Origin of the sequence: Gordonia jinhuaensis (assembly GCF_014639795.1) — a bacterium.
GTDB classification, from domain to species: Bacteria; Actinomycetota; Actinomycetes; order Mycobacteriales; family Mycobacteriaceae; genus Gordonia_B; species Gordonia_B jinhuaensis.
Genome location: NZ_BMGC01000004.1, coordinates 211,210 through 233,528 on the forward strand (window position 1 = coordinate 211,210; position 22,319 = coordinate 233,528).

Sequence of the window (22,319 nt, forward strand, 5' to 3'; positions counted from 1 at the left end):
GCTCTACTTCATGGACGAGTCGAGTCGAGCAGTGCGCACAGCTGTGCCACCCACACGGTGTCGGCCGCGACCAGTTCGTCGCGCGCGGCCATCTGCCGTAGTTCGGCGGCGTCGACCCACCTGAGCGCGCTGTGTTCCTCGGCCACGGGTTCACCGGAGACCAGCGTGGCCCGCAACGCGATCAGCCTCATCGGGCCGGGCAGATCCACTTCCGCGTCGAGCCGGGACCCCGGTTGCACCACCACGCCGAGCTCCTCGGCCAGTTCGCGCCGCAACGCCGCTGCGGCATGCTCACCCGGTTCGGCCTTTCCGCCGGGCAACTCCCACCGACCGGCCACCTCGGGCGGATAGGTGCGCTGGGCGAGCAGCAGCCGCCCGGACCGCATCACCGCACCGGCGACGACGAGCCGGATCTCCGCACCGTCGGTCATGCCACTGCTCCCCCTCCCTGGTCCTCGCCGACCAAGGCGACCGCGGCCGGATCGAGCCGCAGCCTCACCCGGGTCCCGACCGCGAGGTCGGCGGCACTGACCCCGCGCAGCTCACGCAGCCCGGTGGCGGCCTGCGAGTGTGTGCCGGTTCCGGTCGCGTCGAGGCGCACACGTACCCGGTGGCGCCCGGGCAGCGACACACTCGCGACGACCTCGCCCGCGCCCGGCTCCCCGGGTCGCGCCGCCTCGACCACCAGACTCTCCGGCCGTAACGCGAGGCGGTGCGGGCCGTCGGTCAGCGCGATATCGGTGCGGGTGAGGGTGCCGCCTTCGCCCGCCGCGAGAACACTCAGATCGCCGAGGTCGCCGCACACCCGGGGGCCCGAGACCTCGACGTCGACGATGTCGGTCGCACCGAGGAAACGCGCCACCCAGTCGTTGCGCGGTGACCGCCACAGTCTCGACGGCGCACCGACCTGTTCGATACGCCCTTCGCGCATCACCGCGACCGCATCACCCAGCGCGGCCGCCTCGTCGTGGTCATGGGTCACCATCACCGCGGGTGTGCGTGCGGCGGCGATGATCTCGGCGAGATCCTCGGCCAGTTCCTCCCGCAGCCGGCGGTCCAGCGACGACAGCGGCTCGTCGAGCAGCAGCAGCCGAGGTCTCGGCGCGAGCGCACGTGCCAATGCCACCCGCTGCGCCTGCCCGCCGGACAGGTTCTGCACCGAATCACGTTCGCGGCCCGACAGTTTCACCAGATCGAGCACCTCGGCCACACGCGCGGCGATCTCGGCGCGCGGCACCCGCCGCATGCGCAGGCCGTAGGCGACGTTGTCGAATACGCTGCGCCCGGCGAAGAGTTGATGATCCTGGAAGACCACCCCGAAATCCCTGCGGTGCACCGGAATCGACGACAGGTCGGCCCCGTCGACGGTGATCGTGCCACCAGTGAGAGGTTCCAGACCGGCGACGGCGCGGATCAACGTCGACTTGCCGCATCCCGACGGCCCGAGCAGCACGGTGATCGACCGGCCGGAGCGGGCCGGGACCACTAGATCAAGGTGGTCGAGCACCACGGTGTCGCCGTAGGCGACGGTCACCTCACGCAACGCCAGGGTGTCGGCCGCGCGATGCTCACCGTGCGTGTGAACGTCGTGTCGGCTCATATACCCGCCTCCCCGTCGCGGCAGAACATCTCGATGACGGCGATCCCCGCACCGGTGATCACCACCAGCAGCACCGACGCCGCCATCGCCGCGGCGAGATTCTCCTCACCGGGTCGCCCGAGTGCCGCGCCGATGAGCACCGGCAGGGTCACCGTGCCCGGGCGGGTGAGGAAGCTGGTCGCACCGAATTCACCGACGGCCATGATGAAGGCGAAGCCGGCCGCCGAGGTGATCGCCCGCGAGGCGATGGGCAGGTCGACCGTCCACCACAATCGCAACGGCCCCGCACCCAGCGTCGCGGCACTGTCGCGGAGGTTCTGCGGCACGGCTGCCAACGCGGGCGCGACCATCCGGTAGACCACTGGGATGCAGATCAGCGCCTGCACACAGGGGATCACCGCTGCCGAGGTCGCGATGGAATCGGGCGCATTCGACAACACGATGAGATAGCCGAACCCCACCGTCACCGCACTGACGCCCAGCGGTAGCACCACCAGTACCCCGCCGAACGCCCCGACGACTCTCGGCGCACGCGAAATACCCACCGCCGCTGCCACTCCCACGATCACCGAGAGAACCATCGCACCCAGCGCGGTCTCCAGCGAATAGCGCAGACTCGACACCGCACTCTGTCCGTTGACCTGGGCGGTCAGCATCCGGTATCCCACCAGCGTCCACTGACCACCGGTGGTGGGACGCACCGAGCGCACCACCAGCACTGCCACGGGCAGCAGGCACACCACCACCGCCCACGCCGCTGCGAGAGTCAGTCCGACACGCGTGGCCGCCGATGCGGGTCTGCGACCGCGCCGACCGACCGCGACGGCGCGGTCGGCGCGCCAGGGCATCGTCAGCAGCGCCACCGCGGCCACCAACACCACCTGCAGCAGGGTCAGCGCGACGGCGGTGGGGATGTCGAAGTAGTCGACGGCCTGACGATAGATCTCGGTCTCGATGGTCTGCAGTCTCCCGTTGCCGAGTATCAGCACCACACCGAAACTCGTGCTGCAGAAGAGGAATACCAGTGCCATCGCCGAGGCGACCGCGGGCATCAGCCGCGGCACCACGACGGTGAGGAAGGCGCGCGGCGCGCTCGCGCCCAGAGTGCGTGCTGCCTCCGCCGCCCGGGTGTCCAGTGACAGCAACACCGCCGAGACCACCCGCACCACCACCGCGACATTGAGGAAGGCGTGGGCGCACAGCAGCGCGCCGATCGTGCCGTCGAGCCCCAGCAGCGACAGTGGGCCGCCGTCGCCGAGCAGCGCACGAAAGGCCATGCCCACCACCACCGTCGGCAGAACGAATGGGACGGTGACGCCGACCATGACGATGCGTCTGACGGTCGGGCCCGCGCGCACCACCAGCCAGATGATGGGTAGGGACACCGCCAGCGTCACCACCGCCGAGAGTGCGGCCTGTTCGACGGTGAAGGCCACCAGATGCCAGGCGCCGGCACCATCGAGCAGATCGAGGAGATCACCGCCGCCACCGTGACCGAAGGCGCGCACGGCCAGCGCGATCACCGGCAGTGCGAACAGAATCGCCACGAACATCACCGGGATCGCACCGACGAGCAGCAACGCGACGGTGGTGCGTGCACGCCCCGCCGGGCGACCGGTCGGCCGTCGGGCGGGGCGCTCACTCACGAGGATGTGCACGCGACGGTCAGCGCCCCATGATCTGGCGCCATTGCTTCTGCCAGTCGTCACGACGCGTTGCGATCGCGGCGGCGTCGAGTGAGATCACATCGGTCGGCGCGGGGGCATATTTGCTCCACGATTCGGGCAGTGCCACACCGTTGTTCACCGGGTAGACATACATCGACTCCGGAAGTGCCTGCTGCACAGGTGTACTGAGCAGGAAGTCGATCACCTTCTTGCTGGCGTCGGGGTGTTTGGCGCCGCGAAGTACCCCCGCGTACTCCACCTGACGGAAGCAGCCGTCGAGTAATGCCTTGGTCTGGGTGTTCTCCGCCGGTGAGGACGAATACGACACCACCACCGGTTTGGGACCCTTACCCGGACCACCGGAGAAGCGCTGGTTGTAGGCGGTCTCCCAGCCCGACTGCACCTCGACTCCGTTGTTCTTCAGACCCGTCCAGTAGTTCTGCCAGTCGCCGGGGAAGTTGGCGATGGTCGCCAGCAGGAAGCCGAGTCCGGGCGAGGAGGTGGCCGGGTCGAGCACCACGGTCTGGTCCTTGTACGTCGGCTGCGTCAGCTGATCGATCTGTGTGGGCGCCTGGATACCGCGGGAGGCGTACCAGGCCGGGTCGACGTTGATACAGACGTCGGCGTGATCGATGGCGGTCAGCTCGTTGTCGGAGGTGATGGAGTAGTCCGACGCCCCGTTGCCGACCTCGGGTGACTCATAGGATTCCAGCGCTGAGGCCTTGACCGGACGTGAGGCGAAGGCATTGTCGATGCCGTAGACCACATCGGCCTTGGGTTTACCCGGGGTGAGCGAGACCGTGGTGGCGAGTTTGCCGGCGTCACCGGCGGCAACGGTCTTGATCGTCCACCCGGTCTGTTTGGTGAACGACGTGAGCAACGACTGCGGCAGCGAGAACGAGTCGTGCGTCATCAGAACCACCTCTTTGGCGTCACTGCCGGACCCGCCGCAGGCAGCCACCAGCCCCGTGGCGACCACTCCCGCCATCGCGAGCGCCACCGTCGTGGTGGCGTCGGCGCGCATACTCCGGCGCCACTTTCCCCTGCGTCTCACCGCGGCCGCAGACCCCCGCCCAGCTCGCATTCTCGTGATCCCCTTCTTCTGTTGTCGACATGCGGACGATCCCCACGATCTAACCCCACCCGGCCACCGCGACGCAGTGGGCGATCTCTGCGACGATGAGTCCGGTCCACGGGCACCGATGGCCGGATGCAGGTAACAATCGCATCAACATTCACACTAGTAACTTCTGTAACAGGCTAGTGTCATGTGCGCCTGCAGCCGGTGCACCTGTGACCGGGTTGTCCGGCCGGGCTCGAGAGTTCACCGGACGCCCCGGGTGTAGCGAACACCGCGGCTGCGACGATGTTCTGCACGGGCCTGGCATCTCGGGCAGACCCGACACGACCGACCGACCGACGAGGATTGGAAGCCCACCGTGCGATTGCGCCACCCCCTGAGGCAGATGACGATCACCGCGACAGCCGTGGTCGCCGCAGCAGTGTTGGGGGCGCCCCTCGCGCAGGCGGCACCGGCCTCTCCCGCGGTGCCCTCACCGCCCGTCGGCACGACGGTCGCCGGCGCCTCGCCGTTCGGCACTCCGAGCACTCCGCCGAAGGTCGATCAGCGCGTGCTGTCCTCGGTCGGGGCCTTCGTGCCCGCCATCATCGGGGCGGCGGCCACCCCGGGGGCCGACGGCAAGATCAACACCGCCCTGCTCGAGCAGGCCAGGGCACTGGCCGCGACCGGGCAGTTCCCGCCCGAGCTCAAGGCGATCTGGGACCAGGTGATCTCCTTCCTCGACGGTTCCGCCAAGCCTGCCGCCGCCACGCGCGCCGCGGGCGGTGCACCGGAGATCCCGACCGGCCCGAACGCCCCGAAGATCCAGCAGTTCCTCTACCCCACCGTGGGCTTCGGCTGCATCCCCGGCGGCAACTCGGTGGGCACCGCCCTCGTGACCGCCGGTCCGCAGGACGCTCCCGCACCCGGCCCGCGCGCAGGTCAGGCCGGATACGTCTACACCGCACTGGGAACCGGCCCGGCGTTCAACAGCAAGACCCATCCGCTGGTGGCCGCCTGGATCAACATCGACACCCAGCGCACCGGTCAGATCAACTTGCTGCGCAATCCGAAGATCAACGCCGCCAAGGGTCCCGGCACGTTCACCGCCATCGCCAACACCGGCCGCGGCCGGGTGATCTCGGCGATCTACGGCAACGTGACCACAACGATCAAGGGCAAGGTCGTGGGCTGCACGATCATCCCGACGGTGGGCCTGGCGTTCGTCTGAGCCCTCGACTGACATGGCTCTCGACTGACATGGCCCTCGGCTGACATGCGCGTCAGGTGATTGTCTGAGCTACGTCCCACATTCCCCGCGATGGCGCCCGACCAGCTGGTCGGGCGCCATCGTCGTATCTGCCGCAGCGTCGGCGGCCAGTAGCCGGCCAGCGGTCGCAGTTCGGTCACGCCCACATGCACGGGCTTGAAAACGACGTCCGCGACATGATTATCTTTAACTCAGTCATCATTAGTCACATCAGCAACATCAGTAACACGCGTGAGTGATGTCGCGGCTGTGACGGTACGAGAGCAAGGGCGGGTTGCCATGAACACGGTCGTCACGGCCACGGCGAGCACCGGGAGCATTGTCAGCACCGACGATTCCGTCGACACACGCGGTGCGGTGTCGGCACGCCGTCGGCCTGCTCGCCGTCCCGCGGCCCGGCGCCGACTCGCGGTGACCGCAGCCGCGCTGTGCACCGTCGGTGCCCTGGCCGCCGCACCGGCGCTCACCGCGACCGCCGACGCCGCACCGACCGCTGCGACATCGTCTGCCGACACGGCCTCGCCCAGTGTCGCGCAACTGACCTCGGCAGCGCGCCGGCTGCCCGCGTACTCCGTCGCGGCCTCTGCGGCTGAGTCGATTCTCGCCGCGGGAGGGGCCACACCAGCCACACCATCAGGGGCCACGCCCGCCGCCGGTCCAACCGACGTACTCAGCGGCCTCGCTGCGGTGAACGCGATCCTCAAGACGCTCAAGGTCCAGCCGTTCCTGAATCCGTCGGTCTCGTTCAACTGCGCTGTCCCCACCGCCGACAACCCGCTCGGCATCGTCCCCGGCGTCTCCGGCGCGGTCGCCGGACCGTGGACGCTGGGCACGTCGCTGCCGACCGTGGGCGGCTTCGATCCCAACATCGTCAAGAGCGGCGACACCGCATTCGCCTTCGTCCCCAGCGGGATCACCTCCGACACCGTCGGTTCGGGCATGCAGGTGGCCTGGTTCAACGTCAACACACTGCAGGGCGGCTTCGCCCAGATGGGCAAGCTGTCCTCGGTGGTCTTGCAGACGTGGCTGGCCGCACTGCCCACCGATCTGCCGCCCATCCTGCGCGTTCCTGCGGTGGCGGCACTCACGCGCATCGCCCAGAGCCTCGACACCATGCCGGGGATGCGCCTGGCACCGGTGAAGACCGGGCACGGCACCGTGCTGGCCGCGGTCTACGGGACCGTCGACAACGGCGGTCGCAGCTGCTTCTTCTTCCCCATGGTGGGCATCGTCAACGCCTGACGCGTGACGCCTGACACGTAACGCCTGATGCCTGACGCCTGATCGCACACCCGCGCTCAGCGCTCGCCCCCTCTCCCCCTTCCGATCACCAGGAGCCTGCCCATGTCCCCGCGCGTGCGGCGTCACACCACGATCGCTCGCCGACGCCTGTCGGCCATCGCCGCCATGACGGTCACCACCGTCGCCGCGACCGCCGTCATCTCCACGGTCGCCGCGTCGGCCGCACCGGAGGGTGCCGACGACACCGCGGCCTCCCCGATCAGCTCCGCCACCGATGCCTCGGGCGCGACGCCCGTTCCGGCGGCCGGCGCAGCGGCGTCCATCCCGGCGGCCGCCGATGCGGCCGCACCCTCGCATTCGGGTCACACCGGCAGTGTGTTCGCCACCGGCTCGCTGCCCGCAGATCAGTGGGTCGCCGGTGCCGCGCAGGGCTTCCGCTACACCTACTGGAGTCGTAACTCCGCAGGACAGCCGCGACTGTCCTACGGAACCCTGTTCACACCCAAGGGCACTGCGCCCAAAGGTGGTTGGCCGGTGGTGGGCTGGGCACCGGCAGCCGCGGGTCTGGCCGACCGCTGCTCCACCGCGCTGACCGCCACCAGCCCCCAGTCCACGGTGGCCTCGAAGTGGCTCGCCGACGGATATGCCATCGCCGCAACCGATTACGCGGGTGCCGGGACGTCGGGTCAGGTCGACTTCCTCGACGGAAAGGCGGCGGCCAACAACGTGGTCGACGGTGTGCACGCCGCCCACGACATCGTGCCGACACTCTCGAAATCATTCGTCTCCCTGGGGATCTCGCAGGGATCGATGGCTTCGCTGAACCTCGCCACCTCGTCGATGGCCGGTCAGATCCGGGCCAGCGGACTGGATCTACGCGCCTCGGTGGCCATCGGCATCCCCGCCTACCTCGACCAGCTGGTGTCGACCATCGCACCCGGACTGCCACTCGCACTGCCCGGCGGCGCGACCGCGTCGGCGGTGTACGCCCTCGCCGGACTCGACGCCGCCCGCCCGGAACTGAAGGTCGCCTCGAAGATGACCGATGCCGGCCGGCGCTGGCTCACCCGCGCGAAGACCGAGTGCTCCGGCCAACTCGCCCAGGAGATCTCGGGGGTGGCACTGGGCAGTCTGATCGACCGGTCGATGGGTACCGAACCCGCCCTGCTCTCGGCGTTGCGTGACTACCTGCACCTGCCGGTGCTGGGGTTCTCCACCCCGGCGATGATGGCGCAGGGCTTGGCTGACACCGACGTGGTGATGCCACTGACGCTGACCTATCTGGCCGCTGTGGGTCTGCCGTCCAGCGAGGTGACCGTGAAGACCTACCCTGGCACCTCCACGTCGACACCGCTGGCGGCACAGGCCGATTCGGCGGCATTCGTCAACCGCTTCCTGCGCGCGAAGCCCCCGACACGGCACTGACCACGCACCCGATGTCGCACGACCGACAGCTGACGCCCCGCTGGGCACCGCAGATCGACGCCGTCTTCGTCGCGTCGACGCTCGCGGTGTGCCTGGGTGGGGCGTTGCATCGGCGCCGGCTGGTCGCCGCCGCCAAACCGTTGGCGCTGACGGCCGTGATCGCCCGTTCGGTTCCCGACATCGCGCGCAACGCCCCGCTCGACCGGGCACTGCTCACCGGCGCCGCGGTGTTCTCGCTGGCGGGTGACTACCTGATGTACCGGGAAGAGTTCGCCGACGATGCACCACACCGTCGCCCGGCGACGGCAAAGGACAGCACACCTCGGGGCAAGGACGACTGGATGCGCCTGGGCGCGTTGGCCTTCGGCTGCGCACATCTGTCCTATCTGGGGCTGTTCGGACGCCGCGGCGGCCGGTTGAGCAGCCGGCGCATACTCCCCCGGCTGGCAGTGATGGGCGAGCCGGGACTGCTGGTCGCCGCCGCCCGTCCCGCGCTGACGCCGGTGCTGGGCCCGTACGGCGCTGTGCTGTCGGCGATGTCGGCGATGGCCGCCGATCCTGCGTCGGCCGGCGAGTGCTCGTCATCGGGCGCCGCGGCGACCCGTCTGCGTGTGGGTGGAATGCTGTTCGTGATCTCCGATGACCTGCTGATCAATCGTCGACATCTGCTGTCCGGACGCCGACGCGCGGTCACCGAGGCCGTGGTGCTCGCGACCTACTTCGGCGCGCAGCGTCTCCTCCTGCCGACCGCGGCCGGTGCCGGCGTGCGCCGACGACCGGCGCGAACCGCTTCACACCCGCGGTGACCACCGCGGCTCAGACGATGTCCGAGGAATGGGCCGGGACGCGTGGACCACCCAGCCCGTCCATCTCCTCGAGTTCGAGCCCCTTGGTCTCGGGCACCTTGAATTTGACGAAGAAGAACGAGATGGCCGCACACGCCGCGAAGAACCCGTAGATCCAGGCGAGTCCGATCGTGCTGTTCAGCTGCGGGAACAGCAATGAGATGATGAAGTTCGCGATCCAGTTCACCGCCGTACACAGCCCCAGGGCCACAGTTCTGATGCGGTTGGGGAACATCTCGCCGAGCATCACCCACATGATCGGCCCCCAGGTGGCGGCGAAGAAGATCACGAACAGGTTCGCACCGATCAGTGCCGTCACACCAGAACCCTTCGGCAGCGTGATGTCGTCACCGGATCCCTGCTGCTGGGTGAAGGCGATACACGCCATGAGCAGACCCACGAACATGCCCACCGATCCGACCATCAGCAGCAACCGCCTGCCGATCCGGTCGACGAACAGGATCGCCACGAAGGTCATCACCACGTTGATGACCGACGTGATGACCGAGGTGGTGAACGACCGACTCTCGGAGAATCCGACCGAATGCCACAACGTGTTCGAATAGTAGAAAATCACGTTGATACCCACGAACTGCTGCAGCACCGCAAGCCAGATACCCACCCACACAAAGGGGTTCAGCCCGAATGTGGGACCTCGCAGGTCCTTCACCGACGCCTGCGACTCACGGCGCAGCGTCAGTCGGATCTCCTTGACGCGTTCGAGTGGATGCTCTTCGCCGGTGACGTCACGCAGGATCTTCGCGGCCTCGTTGTCGAGATGGCTGCCGACGAGATATCTCGGCGATTCCGGGATCATCAGCGCCAGCACTCCGTACACAACTGCGGGGATCACGCCGACGAAGAACATCCATCGCCATGCCTCATATCCCCACCACAGGGTGTTGGCCGCGCCGTCGGCCGCATCGCGCAGCATCGCATCCGAGAGCAGCGCCACGAAGATGCCCACCGTGATCGCCAGCTGCTGCATCGACGCGAGTCCGCCGCGATAGCGCGCGGGCGCGATCTCGGAGATGTAGGCGGGGGCGATGACCGATGCGATGCCGATACCGATACCGCCGAGCACGCGCCAGAACAGCAGGATGCCGACGTTGAACGCGAGACCGGTTCCGATCGAGGAGACGAAGAAGAGCACCGCGCCGAGAAGCATCACGCGCTTGCGGCCCCACATGTCGGCGAGTCGGCCGGCGAACCAGGCGCCCAGCGCACACCCCAACAGGGCGATGGCGACGCCGAAGCCACTCATGAAGTGATTGAGGTGGAAGTGATCGGTCAGCGAGTCGACCGCACCGTTGATGACCGAACTGTCGAAGCCGAAGAGAAAGCCGCCTACTGCCGCGGCGATCGTGACGCCGATGACCTTGCCGACGTGTTGATCGTGATGCACCGACGTCTGTGGATTTGTCATGTATAGCCCCCGGTCTCGCCGACGCCTTGTATGAACCATGCACGCTCTCTGTCCCGACGCTACATGCCGAGACTGGCGTTCTCGTACCACATCGCGACACATTCTTTTGCAGTTCCAGACGAATCGGTCATTTCGACAGTCCAAGTCGGACAACGTGTTTGCCGATCCGCGATGTCTCGTCGTCACGCACGCGGTCGTACGTCGATGCCGTCTGCGCAGACTGGTCGCATTACGATGGTCGACCATGGTGGCCTTGCACATCGCCCAGGATCCCGACGCCGACGCGCTGCTGTCGTCGGACCCGTTCGCCTTGCTGGCGGGAATGCTCCTCGATCAGCAATTCCCGATGGAACGCGCCTTCGCCGGGCCGGCGAAAGTCCTCGACCGATTCGGCACCCTTGATCCGCATCGGATCGCCACCGCCGACCCGGAATCTTTCGCCGAGCTGTGCTCGACCCCGCCTGCCATCCACCGCTACGGACGGTCGATGGCGGGTCGACTGCAGGCTCTCGCCTCGGCGGTGGTGGAGAACTATGACGGGAACGCCGAACTGATCTGGACACAGGCCGAGTCCGGCGCCGACCTCGTCACGCGTATCCGCGCACTGCCCGGATTCGGCGAGCAGAAGGCGAAGATCTTCGCCGCGTTGGTCGGCAAACAGCTCGGCGTCCGACCCGACGGCTGGGAGGAGGCGGTCGGCGACTACGGCAAGAGCGGATTCCGGTCGGTCGCCGATGTCACCGACCCCGACTCGCTGCAGAAGGTCCGCGATTACAAGAAGGCCGTCAAGGCGAAGACCAAGGCAGCCACCCAAGGGTGAGGCTGTGACCGATGGGTGAGGCTGTGACCGCCAACGCCCACCGACTGATCTGTCCGATCATCTAGGCTGCCAGTCATGCCCGGCCTCGATCTTCAGAACCTGCGCGACGCGGTCAGTGTCCCGATGCGCCTGAGTGCGGCGGTCACCGAGACCTCGTTCACGATCGCCGAGGCGAGCATCACGCTCAGCCGGATGGCGGTGGACACCCTCACGCGTGAGGTCGCCAGCTCGCTCGGACTCGACGCCGCCGACGTCGGCGCCTCGGCGACCCCGTTCGCGCTGCTCCAACAGGTCGCCGATCTCCTGCAGCGCGATCGCCCGGTGGGTAAGGCGCTGGCTCCCGGTGGAGTCGCCGACCGGCTGCTCGCCGACGGCGGCGTCTTCGACCGGTTGACCCAGCCCGGCGGCATCCTCGACCGACTCACCGCCGACGACGGCCTCCTCGACCAGATGACTGAACCCGACAGCATCCTGTTGCGCCTCACCAGTCGCGACGGCCCGCTGGACCGACTCACCCGCGATGGCGGCGTGATCGATCAGATCACCGACAACGAGGGCGTACTCGATCGACTCACCCGCGAGGGCGGGCTCATCGACAAGCTCACCTCCGACGCCGGCGTGCTCGACAAGATCACCGCTCCCGGCGGGCTGCTCGATCGCCTGGCCGCACCCGACGGTCTGCTCGACCAGCTCGTCGGCGAGGAGGGCGCACTCGAACGGGCGATCGCTCCGGGCGGCCCGCTCGACAAGATCACCGAACTCGCCGACGTGATCGACATCCTCTCCCCGCAGATCGCCACGATGCAGGAGACGGTCGGCGAATTGCGTACGGCCGTGGACATGCTCAACGCCGCGGTCACACCGCTGGGCGAACTCGCCGGACGGATCCCGCGGCGCCTCGTGCGCGGGAAGAACTCAAGCACCGAGCTGGTGGCCGACTCCGAGGACTGAGCGCGAAACGTCACCGATGCGAACGCCCGGCGACCGCGGTCATCGCCTCGAGGGCAGCATCCAACCGGGTGAGGTAGTCGGGTACGTCCACCACGGTGGGATCGGCGAGCACCGAGACCGTCACGGTGTCACCGATTCCGTGGACGCCGTGGGTGAGTCCCTGCATCGGTGACAGTGCCGGGAATCCGGCGGTGAACCGAACTGCCGCGCCGCCGAGCACCAGATCGGCGGATCCGCGGTTCACCGACGAGACGACGGTGTTCCCGGTGACCACGGGTGAGCGCGTCTGCACGTCGAAGGCCCGCACCCCGGCGGCGAGCATCGGTGCGGGCACACTCTGGGCCACCCGGGCCGCGGCGTCGGCGCGCGGGCGCACGACCTGCGCGACCCGCAGCGCGGCGGCGATGGCAGCAGCGCGCTCGGCGAGGTCACCGATCTCGGTGTGCAGATCGACGCCGACGTTGCGGAAGTGGTTGCGATAGAGCAGATCCGGCGTCTCTCGCGAACCGGGACGAGCGATGGTGGTCTCGGCCGCCAACGGGGTTGCCGGGTCGGCGCCGAGATATCCGGCCAGTGCGGCGGAGATGGTCGCCAGCGCTCCTGCCGACACACCGACGTCGCCGGGGCGCAGGTCGGCGGTCGCGACCGTCCGTGAGGCGGCGACCGGAACCGCCCCGGTGGCGCGATTGACCCGGCAGACCGGCACGCCGCCGCCACCACCGTCGTCGGGGCTCGCACGGACACATCGCTGCTCGTCGCGCACCGCCGCGATCAGCCGCGCGGACTGACGGCCGAATCTGCCGATACCCCGCAGCAACGCACGCGACCGGGCCACGTCGACCGCTCGCGAGACCGGCAGTTCGTCACGACCCCCGAGAAGCCGGCGCGCGAAGGCAGTCGCCAGCCGGCCGTCGGCGAAGGCATGCGACATCTGCACCACCACGACGGTTGCCGCACCCGACGGCGTCGGCGCGCCCGAACCCACCGGCCACACGTGGCATCGCCACGGGTGGCGGTAGGGATCGACCTGCTCGCTCATCGCCGTGGCGAGAGACCGGTAGCAGGCGTCGAGATCGACCACCGCGTCGTGGGTGATGAACCGCTCGGGGCCGATCAGCGTCGGAACCCAGTACGGATGGTCCAGACGGCCGACCGGGGCGTCGACCCGCACCGCCAGGCCGTCCACCACATGAGCACGAACCATCAACTGCGACAGCAATTCCGGGATCGAATCGACGGGGTCGAAACCGAACACCAGGAATTGATCCGACGGGATCTTCGCCGACAGCCACAACGTCTGGGTGTCGCGGGCGCTGAGCTGATCCACGACGACGACGTTAGTCTCCGGTGCTGAATCTGGATGCGCGCCGGTTGATCCGGCGAATCGCCGAGCCGGCGTCGCGCTCGACCCGGACGAGATGCAGCGGGTCGGCGTAGAACGCCCACTTGGCCAATTCGACCACCACGAGGTAACCGATGATCAATCCCACCAGCGCCAGGTAGAACTGCCACGGCAGTGCGGTGAAACCGAGGTGGCCGGCGAACGGCAGCACCGTCAGCACCACCCCGACCGCGATCACCCCGAACATCGCCGCGACCAGCGGTCCGCTGGGCCGGCTGCGGAAGAACGGTATCCGTCGGGTGCGGATCACGAAGATGATCAGGGTTTGCGTCGCGATCGACTCGACGAACCAGCCGGTGCGGAACTCGGCGACGCCGGCGTGCAGGACGCCGAGCATCAGCCCGAAGGTGAGGAAATCGAACAGTGAGCTGATCGGGCCGAACAGCGTCATGAACCGCCTGATGAACCCGATGTCCCAGTGCGAGGGCCGCCGCAACTGTTCGACGTCGACATTGTCGGTGGGGATCGCCAGTTGACTGCTGTCGTAGAGCAGATTGTTGAGCAGGATCTGCGACGGCAGCATCGGCAGGAACGACAGGAACGCCGATGCCGCCGCGGCGGAGAACATGTTGCCGAAGTTGCTCGACGTGCCCATCAGCACGTATTTCATGGTGTTGGCGAAGATCCGTCGCCCGGTGGCCACCCCGGAGGCGAGTACGCCGAGATCCTTCTCCAGCAGCACCACGTCGGCGGCGTCCTTGGCGACATCGGTCGCGGTGTCGACGGAGATGCCGACATCGGCGGCGTGCAGTGCCAGCGCATCGTTGACCCCGTCGCCGAGGAACGCCGACGACCGCTGCGTGCGCAGAGCCGTGAGGATTCGCGCCTTCTGCTCGGGCGAGACCCGCGCGAAGATGGTGTTGCGCATGGCCACATCGGCGAGTTCGTGATCGTCAAGGCGGTCGATGTCGGGACCGAGGATCGTGCCGCCGGAGACCAGACCCAGTTCGCTGCAGACCTTTTCGGCGACCAGCGCATTGTCCCCGGTGGCCACCTTCACGACGATTCCCAGGCTGTCGAGTGCCTTCAGCGACTCTCGTGCCGCAACCTTGGGTTGATCGGCGAACACGAGAAATCCGTCGAGGTGCAGGCTCTGCTCATCTGCAACGGTGAGGTGATCACAGTCGGGAGCAACGGGTTTCGATGCGACTGCGACAACCCGTCGGCCCTGCCCGAACAGATCCTCGAGCACGTCCGACGCCGCCGCGGGCACGTCGACGCACGCGGCCATCACCTGCTCGGGTGCGCCTTTGGTGATCATGATCCGACGTTGCCCGTCGACGACCAGCGCACTCGTCGCCCGCCGCTTGTGATCGAAGGGCAGCAGGTCGACACGATCCCAGGGCTGTTCACGCGCCGCAGCCGAATCCGGTGCCTCCCAGAGCGCGGCATCCATCGCGTTGGAACTCGTTCCGCCGCTGTGCGGGTCCACGTCGGTGGCCTGCAAGCCCTGCCGCAGCACACTCGCCGACGAGTCGCCGCGGGTGTCGAGTGCAGAGATGAGCGTGATCCGCCCTTCGGTGAGGGTGCCCGTCTTGTCGGTCACCAGCACCTCGATGTCACCGAGGTCTTCGATACTCACCAGCCGTTTGACGAGCACCTTCTGCTTGGCGAGGATCCGCGAGCCGGCGGCGAGGCTTGCACTGACGACCGCCGGCAGCAACTGCGGGGTGATACCCACCGCGATCGCCAGAGCGAACAACACCGAATCCACGATCGGTCGCTGCAGCATCACGTTGATCACCAGGATCGCGATCGTCAGCACGATCGCGATGCCCAGGAGGAAGTAGGAGAACTGTTTGAGACCCGACTGGAAAGCGGTCTGCGGGTGTCGATCGCCCAGACCCGCGGCGATACGCCCGAACTCGGCGTTCCGCCCGGTCGCCACCACCACGCCGGTGCCCGTTCCGCTGCTGACGATCGTGCCCATGAAGGCGATGTCACTCATCTCGGCCAACGGGCTGTCCGGTTGCACCGCAGCCGGCGATTTCGGCGAGGGCTCCGATTCGCCGGTGAGAATGCTCTCGTCGCATTCGAGTTCGGCAGCCGAGAGCACCCGGAGGTCGGCGGGAACCGCCTGCCCCAGCGTCACCGACACCACATCGCCGACCACCAGATCCGTCACGTCGAGCATCGTGGCGGCCCCGTCCCGCATCACGAGCGCCTGATGGTGTACACGCGAATGTAGTGCGGCCGTTGCCCGTTCGGCCCGATACTCGTTGAAGAAGCCCAGCCCGACGCTCACGACGAGGATCACCAGGATGATCACCGCCTGTGTGGTGTCGCCGAGGAAGATCGACAGCACCGCGGTACCCGCCAACAGGATCAGTACCGCGTTGGCGAACTGTCGCACGAGGATCGACCACGGATTCACCCGATGGCTGCGCACGGCATTGGGGCCGTCGCGCTCGAGCCGGACCCTCGCCTCGTCCGTGGACAACCCGGACGCGGTGCTCTGGAGTCGATCGAGAACGTCACTGATCGGCGACGAGGACGACTGTGCTGCCGGCGTTGCAGCGGCCACGGTGGCGACCATGTTGTCCAGTTTTGCATCGTCACCCGACCCCTGCCAGCCCGGCGGCGACCGTCACATTCAGCGGCCACATTCACCGGCCTACCACCGGATCGCCCGGCAATGCGGGACAGGAGGTAGCCCGCCACGTACGTTGGAATACAACGTCGATGGACACCGCATGCCGATCGACGAACCCCTGCGGCTTCAGACAACGACGGCCTCACCGACACCCGGCCCCATCGACATCCGTCGACGGGCCATCCAACGGTCGACGTCTCCGGCATGAGCGTTCACCGATGCGAGAAGGAGTGATTCACGTGGCACGTATCGCCGTCATCGGAGGACACGGGAAGATCGCGATGCGGGCCGAGCGCCTGCTCGTCGCGGATGGTCACGAAGTGACCGCAATCATCCGCAATCCCGACCAAGTGGCCGACATCGAAGCGACGGGCGCAACCGCCAAGGTCGCCGACATCGAGTCGATCAGCACCACGGTGTTCACCGACATCCTCGAGGGCCACGATGCCGTGGTCTGGTCGGCCGGCGCCGGTGGTGGTAACCCCACCCGCACGTTCGCCGTCGACCGGGACGCTGCGATCCGGTCCATGGACGCGACCGCCGCGGCTGCGATCGACCGGTACGTGATGATCTCCTATTCGGGCGCCTCACTGCATCACGGCGTTCCCATGGACAACCCGTTCTTCTCCTACGCCCAGGCGAAGGCCGAGGCCGACGACTACCTGCGCCACACCGCGCTGGCCTGGACGATCCTGGGACCCAGCAAACTCACCGATGACCCGGGCAGCGGGACCATCCGTATCGCCACCGAACGCTGGGATGACGCCCAGGTGAGCCGAGACAACGTGGCTGCGGTGATCGTGGCGGTGATCGACACCCCCGGCACGGTCCACCTCGACATCGCCTTCGACGACGGCGATCAGCCGATCCGTGAGGCGATCACCGAGGTCGCCTCCAAAACCACCGGCAGCTGACTCCCGGACGCTCGACGTCTCACCCTCGACGCTGGTCGTCCGACGCCGCCGGCCCGGTGGTGTCGGAACGACCGCCGGGATAGCTCGCACGATTGTTCAGCGCGGCCAAGCGCGCGTTGTAAGCCGCCAGGGCCGCGTCGTCGTCGTCGAAGTCCGCGTCGCCCATCCCCGCGGCACCGGTTCCCAGCGCACTGCGCCGCGCCACCTCGAGGTAGGACGGACGGCGGTCACCCTGCAGCTCGGCCGCCGACTTCTGGCGGCCGCGGCCCAGACCGTCGGCGCGGATCCATTCCCAGGCGAGCACGACGAGCAGACACATCATCAGACCGTCGCCGGCGAACCACATGATCGCCCCGGCGGCGCTCTGGTCGGCCATGGCGTCCGGATTCAGGATTCCGCCCTTGGGCCAGCTCATCCGCGACTGCGCGAGCCCCGGCGCGATCTCGTATCCGGTCATCATCAGGGTCACGCCCACCAGCGTGTCCGGGCCCATCGAGATCAGCAGCGCGAAGAAGCGAACGGGGTAGCTGTAATCGTGACCGGTGAGTTCGTCGCCGACCAGCGGCAACAGGAACAGGTAACCGGTGACCAGGTAGAGCACGAGTTCGGCGTCGTGGATCCACATGTGCTCGAACATCGCCTGCTGGAAGCCGGTGAGGTGGGTGAGGATCAACACCGCGGTGTAGAGCGGCACGGTGAACACCGGAGAGGTGAGCCAGCGGATCACGGCGCTGTTCATGAACCGCTCGACGCGTTCCTCACCCGAGCCGCCCAAGGCCATCGACGCCAGCCGGATCGGTTGCGCGAGGACCAGAAACAGCGGCACGAGCATGATCATCAGCAGGTGCACGATCATGTGCGCCCAGAACAGATGATGCGAGAACGCCGCGAGACTCGAGTTCAGCGAGATCACGAGCAGCACCATCGCGACGAACCAGCTCAGTGTGCGCGACACCGGCCAGCCCTGTCCGGCGCGACGGACCCGCACGACGCCGTACAGGTAGACCACGGTGGCGATCGCCATGATCGTCGAGACGACCGGGGTGGCCGTCCATGCGCCCCAGACCGACGGCTGGGCGGACATGTCCATCATGTCCATACCGCCCATGTCCATACCGACGCGCAACTCCATACCGCCAGCGTAAGCACCGGGGCGGTCGAACCCGAATCAGCCCCGGGTACGCACACACGACCATTCGGCCGACGAGCCCGGGCGGGAAGGTCCTAGGAGGTGACCGGACCGCCCTTGATGTTGCCGATGATGCCGCGGAGCACATTCGCGCCGTCCTCGTGGCGCAGTTCCTCGTACCACTCCTCGGTCTTCTCCGGATCCTTGCCGTGGGTGACCTCGCTGCGCTTGCGGGCGCGCAGCACCAGGTCGCCGGCGCGACCGGCGCGGGCCTCCTGATACTCGGCCAGCGCGGCGTGCACATCATCGGGGTGGTTGGTGAAGGCGAACTGCAGCGCGACGGAATCCTCCATCGCCGAGCACCCGCCCTGTCCGATGTCGGGGGTGGTGTTGTGTGCGGCGTCGCCGAGCAGTGCCACTCGCCCCTTCACCCAGGTGTCGAACGGGTCGAGGTCGAAGATCTCCACCCGGTTGACCTTGTCGGGTTCGAGGGAGTTGATCAGCTTTTGCACGCCGGGCGCCCAGTCCTTGAACTCCTCGGCGAGGAATTCGCGGGCGGCCCCGCGTTCCAGCGTCTCCCCCGACGGCATGGTCACGTCGAAGAAGAAGTAGAACCGGTCACCCGAGACCGGCATCACCGAGACGCGGCGCGAGTCGCCCACGTAGGTGGTCCACTCGGTTGCCGACCCGATCTCCTCGTCGATGGGTACGAGGCCGTTGAAGTTGACGTATCCGGCGTAGCTGCGCTGCACCGGTCCGCCGAGCACATATTCACGCACGAGCGAGTTCGCCCCGTCGGCCGCGATCACGATGTCACCGGTCGCGGTGGTGCCGTCGTCGAAGGTGGCCGTGGCCGAGTCCTCGCCGTCGGTGACCGACACCATCTTCTTGCCGAAGTGGATGTCGTCGATGCCGTAGGCGTTCATCAGCATCAGCTGCAGCTCGGCGCGTGCCATCGGATACGGCCGCTGCCCCACCTCCTCGATGAGGGGTGCCATGGAGAACCGGCACATCGTGGAGCCGTCGAACCCGTCGACGTAGCTCATCGTGTCCATGATCCCGCCGAGTTCGGCGGCTTCCTTCTCCAGTCCCAGGTAGTTGAGGCATTTCACACCGTTGGACCACACCGAGATGGCCGCCCCGACGGGCTTGTTCTCGGTGACGCGCTCATAGACCTCTACGTCGAAACCGATCTGCTTGAGGGCGATCGCTGCTGTCAGGCCACCCATACCGGCGCCGATGATCACTGCCTTCATCAATCCCCCACCTTTGCGTCGACACTCGACCCGCGGTCCGAAGATCGCCGATCCATCGAGGGAAGAATAATCGTCAACGCGATCAGATTCCTGCCCTGCCCCGTCGCAGCGGTGCGTGGACGCTCATCTGGAGTCGTCTCGTCGACGTTGCGCACCACTGTCGGGTAGGGGTCGAGGGAAGGGTGAGGCGATGAACGAATCCGACGTCGATGACGCCGCCCTTGCCGACCGGCTGCGTTGCGCCGGTTGCGTTTTCGCCGAGGACGAGGCCCGCATCCTGATCCAGGAGGCGACGTCGCCGGCACATCTCGGACAACTGGTCGCCGAGCGGTTGTCGGGGGTTCCGCTGGAGCAGGTGGTGGGCTGGGCCGAATTCGCCGGAGGTCGCGTGCGGGTGACGCGTGGGGTCTTTGTGCCCCGTCGGCGCTCGGAGGTGTTGGTGAACGCGGCGCTCGGGCTCACCGACCGCATCGAGGTGGTGGTCGATCTGTGTTGCGGATCGGGTGCGGTGGGCGCGGCACTGCACCGCGCCTGGCCGGACGTGCAGATACACGCCGTGGATATCGATCCGGCCGCGGTGGCGTGCGCGCGACTCAACCTGCCGACGTCGGACGGGAACTGCTCGGTGTGGCAGGGCGACTTGTTCGATGCGCTGCCGGCGCGCCTGCGCGGCGAGATTCATCTGGTGGTGGCCAACGCGCCCTACGTCCCGACCGAGGCGATCGCGACACTGCCCGCGGAGGCGCGCGATTACGAGCCGCGGGACGCACTCGACGGCGGCGCCGACGGCACCGACTTCGCCGGCAGGATCGCCGCCGATGCGTCGCACTGGCTCACCGCCGGGGGCCGGGTGATCCTCGAGACGTCAGCGGGTCAGGCCGAGACCGTGGTCGCCGCATTCGCCGCACAGGGCTATGACTGCGAGGTCGTCACCGAACCCAGCGTCGACGGGGTGGCGGTGGTGGTTACCAGCTACGCAGGCGTTCGGGGGTGATGCGCAACAGCACCGAGTAGGAGTCGCGGAAGCCGCTGGGCGTGAGTCCGATCGACGGGATCCCGTCGGCGTATTTCGCGGAGTACTCCGACCATTCGTCATCGGTGGGTCCGTCAGGGTCGATGCGTGCGTGCCCGTTGAACACCGCCACATCTCCGCCGGTGGGATCGGAGTTGAGGTTCAGCGAGACGCGCGGGTTGGCCGCGATGTGCTTGAGCTTTCCGGTGTTGGGCTGACTGAAGATGATGAAGTGCTCGCGACGCCACAGGAACCACACGGGTGTGGGCGCTGGACTGGCCGATGCGCTGACAGTGGTCAACCAGATCACGCTCTCGGCGCCGAGCCGTTCGACGTTGCGGGGCGACAAGTCCACGTTGGCCATGAGTGACCTCTTCCGTTCTCGGCACTTCCCGATCGTCCATTTTCGGCGAATTCGGGCTTCGGTACGGTCTGCGCCCGTTGCGTCCTCGGCGGAAGGGCATCTGGTCGCATTCCCTGCCTACAGTGGAACTGGTGGGAACGCAAGGAATCTCGCTGCGGTGAGCTGATCGATTGAGTACGAGTTGACGAGTCGATGGGGGACCCATGCCGAAACTGTTCGAACTGTGGACCGGCAAAGACGGCGAAAGCCACTATGCGGAGCGCGAATTCGATATACCTGCGGCCGCCGCCAGCAAGGTTCATTCGCAGGTGACACCTGCCGGGGGTGCGCTGGACTGGCACGACGCACCGTGCGATCAATACGTGATCACCCTGACCGGCACACTGCGCTTCACCACCCGCGGTGGCGAGCAGTTCGTGGTGAGTCCCGGGGACGTACTGCTGGCCCGCGACACCAGTGGTGGCGGCCACGAGTGGACTCTCATCGACGATCAGCCGTGGACGCGTGTGTACGTGGAGTTGGCCGAGTAGTTGAGTTCACGGGGTAGTGGAGTTGACGGGGTAAGCGCCCTCGGGATCGACGGTCGACCTGGGATGGCCATTGACTCACACGTTAGTAGCGATCAGAACGGTGGCGGATCCTCGATGGCGCGCCGAGCCTCCTGCTCGCCTTTGGCCCCGAGGGCTTTGCGGTTGCGTTCTCGTTCCTGGCGGCGGCGGGCGTGTGTGTCTGCCAGGCGTGATCGGCGTCTGGTCGGTGACTCTGGAGTGTTCTGTTGTGGTGGTGGGTGTTTCGGTGGCTCGGGGTTGGTGAAGGTGATGTCCCGCAGGGTGGGGAAGAGGTCGTCGCCGGATTCGGCGTAACCGTGGATCGTTGCACCGTTGGGGGTGTAGAAGATTTGACGGGCTTTGCCGGTGGCGTCGATGTACTGGTCGTCGAGGAACACGCCATCGGTTTTCATCTGGTGATGCATCCGGCACTTGGTCGCCAACCCTGCTGCGGTCGTCTGGCCACCGGCTGCGGGGTTGTCGTGATCGTATTCATGCACATGATCCAGATCCCCAGCGAACGCAGGTTTGTCGCAACCGGGCACGGTGCAGTAGCCGTCCCGGATACGAATGAACAAGCTCATCGCTGTGCTGGGCCGGTAGGGATCCGACGGCAGATGCGGTAGTAGTGGTTTCCCGCCGGGTTGATCGGTCTGATGACTGCCCCCGTGCGTTGGGCCAACTCCCGCACATGGGGCTGGTGCACGAGTAGGTGACATCTGATCTGGCTTGCCCTGCCGGGCGGCCTGGAAGGATGCCAGCTGTGCCCAAGCCCTATCCCCAGGAGTTCCGCGA

Annotated in this window: 20 protein-coding genes; 9 read left to right on the forward strand and 11 right to left on the reverse strand. The window is 67.3% G+C overall.

All coding sequences use genetic code 11. The annotated features are described in order from the left end of the window. Nucleotides 1–8 precede the first annotated feature (8 nt). The 4 genes from IEW22_RS04880 to IEW22_RS04895 are packed head-to-tail and all read right to left on the reverse strand — an operon-like array spanning nt 9 to nt 4,291. Nucleotides 9–431 carry an NUDIX domain-containing protein gene (locus IEW22_RS04880; protein WP_188585461.1) on the reverse strand — a complete coding sequence of 141 codons (423 nt, stop codon included), beginning with the start codon at nt 429–431 and terminating at the stop codon, nt 9–11. Then, the gene (locus IEW22_RS04885; RefSeq protein ID WP_188585462.1) at nt 428–1,600 is read right to left on the reverse strand and encodes an ABC transporter ATP-binding protein; all 1,173 of its coding nucleotides are present in this window, start codon (nt 1,598–1,600) and stop codon (nt 428–430) included. The genes IEW22_RS04880 and IEW22_RS04885 overlap by 4 nt, the downstream gene beginning before the upstream one ends. Next, a complete protein-coding gene (locus tag IEW22_RS04890; protein WP_308421358.1) occupies nt 1,597–3,246 on the reverse strand; it encodes an ABC transporter permease in 1,650 nt (549 codons plus the stop codon). Before IEW22_RS04890 ends, IEW22_RS04885 begins: the two co-directional genes overlap by 4 nt. A gap of 19 nt (nt 3,247–3,265) precedes the next feature. After that, nucleotides 3,266–4,291, reverse strand: a complete 1,026-nt coding sequence (locus IEW22_RS04895; RefSeq protein ID WP_229742184.1) for a thiamine ABC transporter substrate-binding protein — start codon at nt 4,289–4,291, stop codon at nt 3,266–3,268. A 442-nt stretch (nt 4,292–4,733) separates the two neighbouring features. Between IEW22_RS04895 and IEW22_RS04900 the strand changes: the two genes are divergently transcribed. The 4 genes from IEW22_RS04900 (at nt 4,734) to IEW22_RS04915 (ending at nt 9,070) form a co-directional block, all read left to right on the forward strand. After that, nucleotides 4,734–5,558 carry an Rv1157c family protein gene (locus IEW22_RS04900; protein ID WP_229742185.1) on the forward strand — a complete coding sequence of 275 codons (825 nt, stop codon included), beginning with the start codon at nt 4,734–4,736 and terminating at the stop codon, nt 5,556–5,558. Between the two features lie 318 nt (nt 5,559–5,876). Further along, nucleotides 5,877–6,839: a hypothetical protein gene (locus tag IEW22_RS04905; RefSeq protein WP_229742186.1), complete on the forward strand. Its 963-nt coding sequence runs from the start codon at nt 5,877–5,879 to the stop codon at nt 6,837–6,839. A 102-nt stretch (nt 6,840–6,941) separates the two neighbouring features. After that, nucleotides 6,942–8,264 (forward strand): lipase family protein, encoded by a 1,323-nt coding sequence (locus tag IEW22_RS04910; RefSeq protein WP_188585465.1) that lies wholly within the window; start codon nt 6,942–6,944, stop codon nt 8,262–8,264. A gap of 11 nt (nt 8,265–8,275) precedes the next feature. Then, a complete protein-coding gene (locus IEW22_RS04915; RefSeq protein ID WP_188585466.1) occupies nt 8,276–9,070 on the forward strand; it encodes a lysoplasmalogenase family protein in 795 nt (264 codons plus the stop codon). 10 nt (nt 9,071–9,080) lie between these two features. Here IEW22_RS04915 and IEW22_RS04920 read toward each other — a convergent pair whose 3' ends face one another. Beyond that, nucleotides 9,081–10,535: a sugar porter family MFS transporter gene (locus tag IEW22_RS04920; protein WP_188585467.1), complete on the reverse strand. Its 1,455-nt coding sequence runs from the start codon at nt 10,533–10,535 to the stop codon at nt 9,081–9,083. A gap of 244 nt (nt 10,536–10,779) precedes the next feature. Between IEW22_RS04920 and IEW22_RS04925 the strand changes: the two genes are divergently transcribed. Then, nucleotides 10,780–11,355 (forward strand): HhH-GPD-type base excision DNA repair protein, encoded by a 576-nt coding sequence (locus IEW22_RS04925; RefSeq protein ID WP_188585468.1) that lies wholly within the window; start codon nt 10,780–10,782, stop codon nt 11,353–11,355. A gap of 75 nt (nt 11,356–11,430) precedes the next feature. Further along, nucleotides 11,431–12,306: a hypothetical protein gene (locus IEW22_RS04930; RefSeq protein ID WP_188585469.1), complete on the forward strand. Its 876-nt coding sequence runs from the start codon at nt 11,431–11,433 to the stop codon at nt 12,304–12,306. A gap of 10 nt (nt 12,307–12,316) precedes the next feature. On the opposite strand, the gene IEW22_RS04935 is transcribed toward IEW22_RS04930, so the two are convergent. Together IEW22_RS04935 and mgtA are read right to left on the reverse strand one after the other, a co-directional pair. Then, nucleotides 12,317–13,633, reverse strand: a complete 1,317-nt coding sequence (locus IEW22_RS04935; protein ID WP_188585470.1) for a WS/DGAT domain-containing protein — start codon at nt 13,631–13,633, stop codon at nt 12,317–12,319. 10 nt (nt 13,634–13,643) lie between these two features. Then, complete coding sequence (gene mgtA / locus IEW22_RS04940; RefSeq protein WP_188585471.1) at nt 13,644–16,244, reverse strand: magnesium-translocating P-type ATPase; 2,601 nt, start codon at nt 16,242–16,244, stop codon at nt 13,644–13,646. A gap of 296 nt (nt 16,245–16,540) precedes the next feature. On the opposite strand from mgtA, the gene IEW22_RS04945 reads away from it, so the two are divergent. Beyond that, nucleotides 16,541–17,215, forward strand: a complete 675-nt coding sequence (locus IEW22_RS04945; protein WP_188585472.1) for an SDR family oxidoreductase — start codon at nt 16,541–16,543, stop codon at nt 17,213–17,215. Between the two features lie 19 nt (nt 17,216–17,234). Here IEW22_RS04945 and IEW22_RS04950 read toward each other — a convergent pair whose 3' ends face one another. After that, nucleotides 17,235–18,347, reverse strand: coding sequence for a cytochrome c oxidase assembly protein (locus tag IEW22_RS04950; protein WP_188585473.1), 1,113 nt, complete (start codon nt 18,345–18,347; stop codon nt 17,235–17,237). Between the two features lie 92 nt (nt 18,348–18,439). Continuing rightward, the gene (gene hpxO, locus IEW22_RS04955) at nt 18,440–19,600 is read right to left on the reverse strand and encodes an FAD-dependent urate hydroxylase HpxO (protein ID WP_188585474.1); all 1,161 of its coding nucleotides are present in this window, start codon (nt 19,598–19,600) and stop codon (nt 18,440–18,442) included. 190 nt (nt 19,601–19,790) lie between these two features. Between hpxO and IEW22_RS04960 the strand changes: the two genes are divergently transcribed. After that, nucleotides 19,791–20,594, forward strand: coding sequence for a putative protein N(5)-glutamine methyltransferase (locus tag IEW22_RS04960; RefSeq protein ID WP_188585475.1), 804 nt, complete (start codon nt 19,791–19,793; stop codon nt 20,592–20,594). On the opposite strand, the gene IEW22_RS04965 is transcribed toward IEW22_RS04960, so the two are convergent. Then, the gene (locus tag IEW22_RS04965; RefSeq protein WP_188585476.1) at nt 20,566–20,976 is read right to left on the reverse strand and encodes a TIGR03667 family PPOX class F420-dependent oxidoreductase; all 411 of its coding nucleotides are present in this window, start codon (nt 20,974–20,976) and stop codon (nt 20,566–20,568) included. The two genes, IEW22_RS04960 and IEW22_RS04965, sit on opposite strands and share 29 nt — an antisense overlap. Nucleotides 20,977–21,179: 203 nt before the next feature. Between IEW22_RS04965 and IEW22_RS04970 the strand changes: the two genes are divergently transcribed. Beyond that, nucleotides 21,180–21,506, forward strand: coding sequence for a cupin domain-containing protein (locus IEW22_RS04970; RefSeq protein ID WP_188585477.1), 327 nt, complete (start codon nt 21,180–21,182; stop codon nt 21,504–21,506). Between the two features lie 92 nt (nt 21,507–21,598). On the opposite strand, the gene IEW22_RS04975 is transcribed toward IEW22_RS04970, so the two are convergent. Next, nucleotides 21,599–22,108, reverse strand: a complete 510-nt coding sequence (locus IEW22_RS04975; protein WP_188585478.1) for an HNH endonuclease signature motif containing protein — start codon at nt 22,106–22,108, stop codon at nt 21,599–21,601. Between the last annotated feature and the right edge of the window lie 211 nt (nt 22,109–22,319).

Bases quoted from the DNA above. Each gene is read 5' to 3' on its own strand.
- IEW22_RS04880 (WP_188585461.1), bottom strand. From the start codon at position 431: ATGACCGACGGTGCGGAGATCCGGCTCGTCGTCGCCGGTGCGGTGATG.
- IEW22_RS04885 (WP_188585462.1), bottom strand. From the start codon at position 1,600: ATGAGCCGACACGACGTTCACACGCACGGTGAGCATCGCGCGGCCGAC.
- IEW22_RS04895 (WP_229742184.1), bottom strand. From the start codon at position 4,291: ATGCGCGCCGACGCCACCACGACGGTGGCGCTCGCGATGGCGGGAGTG.
- IEW22_RS04900 (WP_229742185.1), top strand. From the start codon at position 4,734: ATGACGATCACCGCGACAGCCGTGGTCGCCGCAGCAGTGTTGGGGGCG.
- IEW22_RS04905 (WP_229742186.1), top strand. From the start codon at position 5,877: ATGAACACGGTCGTCACGGCCACGGCGAGCACCGGGAGCATTGTCAGC.
- IEW22_RS04910 (WP_188585465.1), top strand. From the start codon at position 6,942: ATGTCCCCGCGCGTGCGGCGTCACACCACGATCGCTCGCCGACGCCTG.
- IEW22_RS04915 (WP_188585466.1), top strand. From the start codon at position 8,276: ATGTCGCACGACCGACAGCTGACGCCCCGCTGGGCACCGCAGATCGAC.
- IEW22_RS04920 (WP_188585467.1), bottom strand. From the start codon at position 10,535: ATGACAAATCCACAGACGTCGGTGCATCACGATCAACACGTCGGCAAG.
- IEW22_RS04925 (WP_188585468.1), top strand. From the start codon at position 10,780: ATGGTGGCCTTGCACATCGCCCAGGATCCCGACGCCGACGCGCTGCTG.
- IEW22_RS04930 (WP_188585469.1), top strand. From the start codon at position 11,431: ATGCCCGGCCTCGATCTTCAGAACCTGCGCGACGCGGTCAGTGTCCCG.
- mgtA (WP_188585471.1), bottom strand. From the start codon at position 16,244: ATGGTCGCCACCGTGGCCGCTGCAACGCCGGCAGCACAGTCGTCCTCG.
- IEW22_RS04950 (WP_188585473.1), bottom strand. From the start codon at position 18,347: ATGGAGTTGCGCGTCGGTATGGACATGGGCGGTATGGACATGATGGAC.
- hpxO (WP_188585474.1), bottom strand. From the start codon at position 19,600: ATGAAGGCAGTGATCATCGGCGCCGGTATGGGTGGCCTGACAGCAGCG.
- IEW22_RS04960 (WP_188585475.1), top strand. From the start codon at position 19,791: ATGAACGAATCCGACGTCGATGACGCCGCCCTTGCCGACCGGCTGCGT.
- IEW22_RS04965 (WP_188585476.1), bottom strand. From the start codon at position 20,976: ATGGCCAACGTGGACTTGTCGCCCCGCAACGTCGAACGGCTCGGCGCC.
- IEW22_RS04970 (WP_188585477.1), top strand. From the start codon at position 21,180: ATGCCGAAACTGTTCGAACTGTGGACCGGCAAAGACGGCGAAAGCCAC.
- IEW22_RS04975 (WP_188585478.1), bottom strand. From the start codon at position 22,108: ATGAGCTTGTTCATTCGTATCCGGGACGGCTACTGCACCGTGCCCGGT.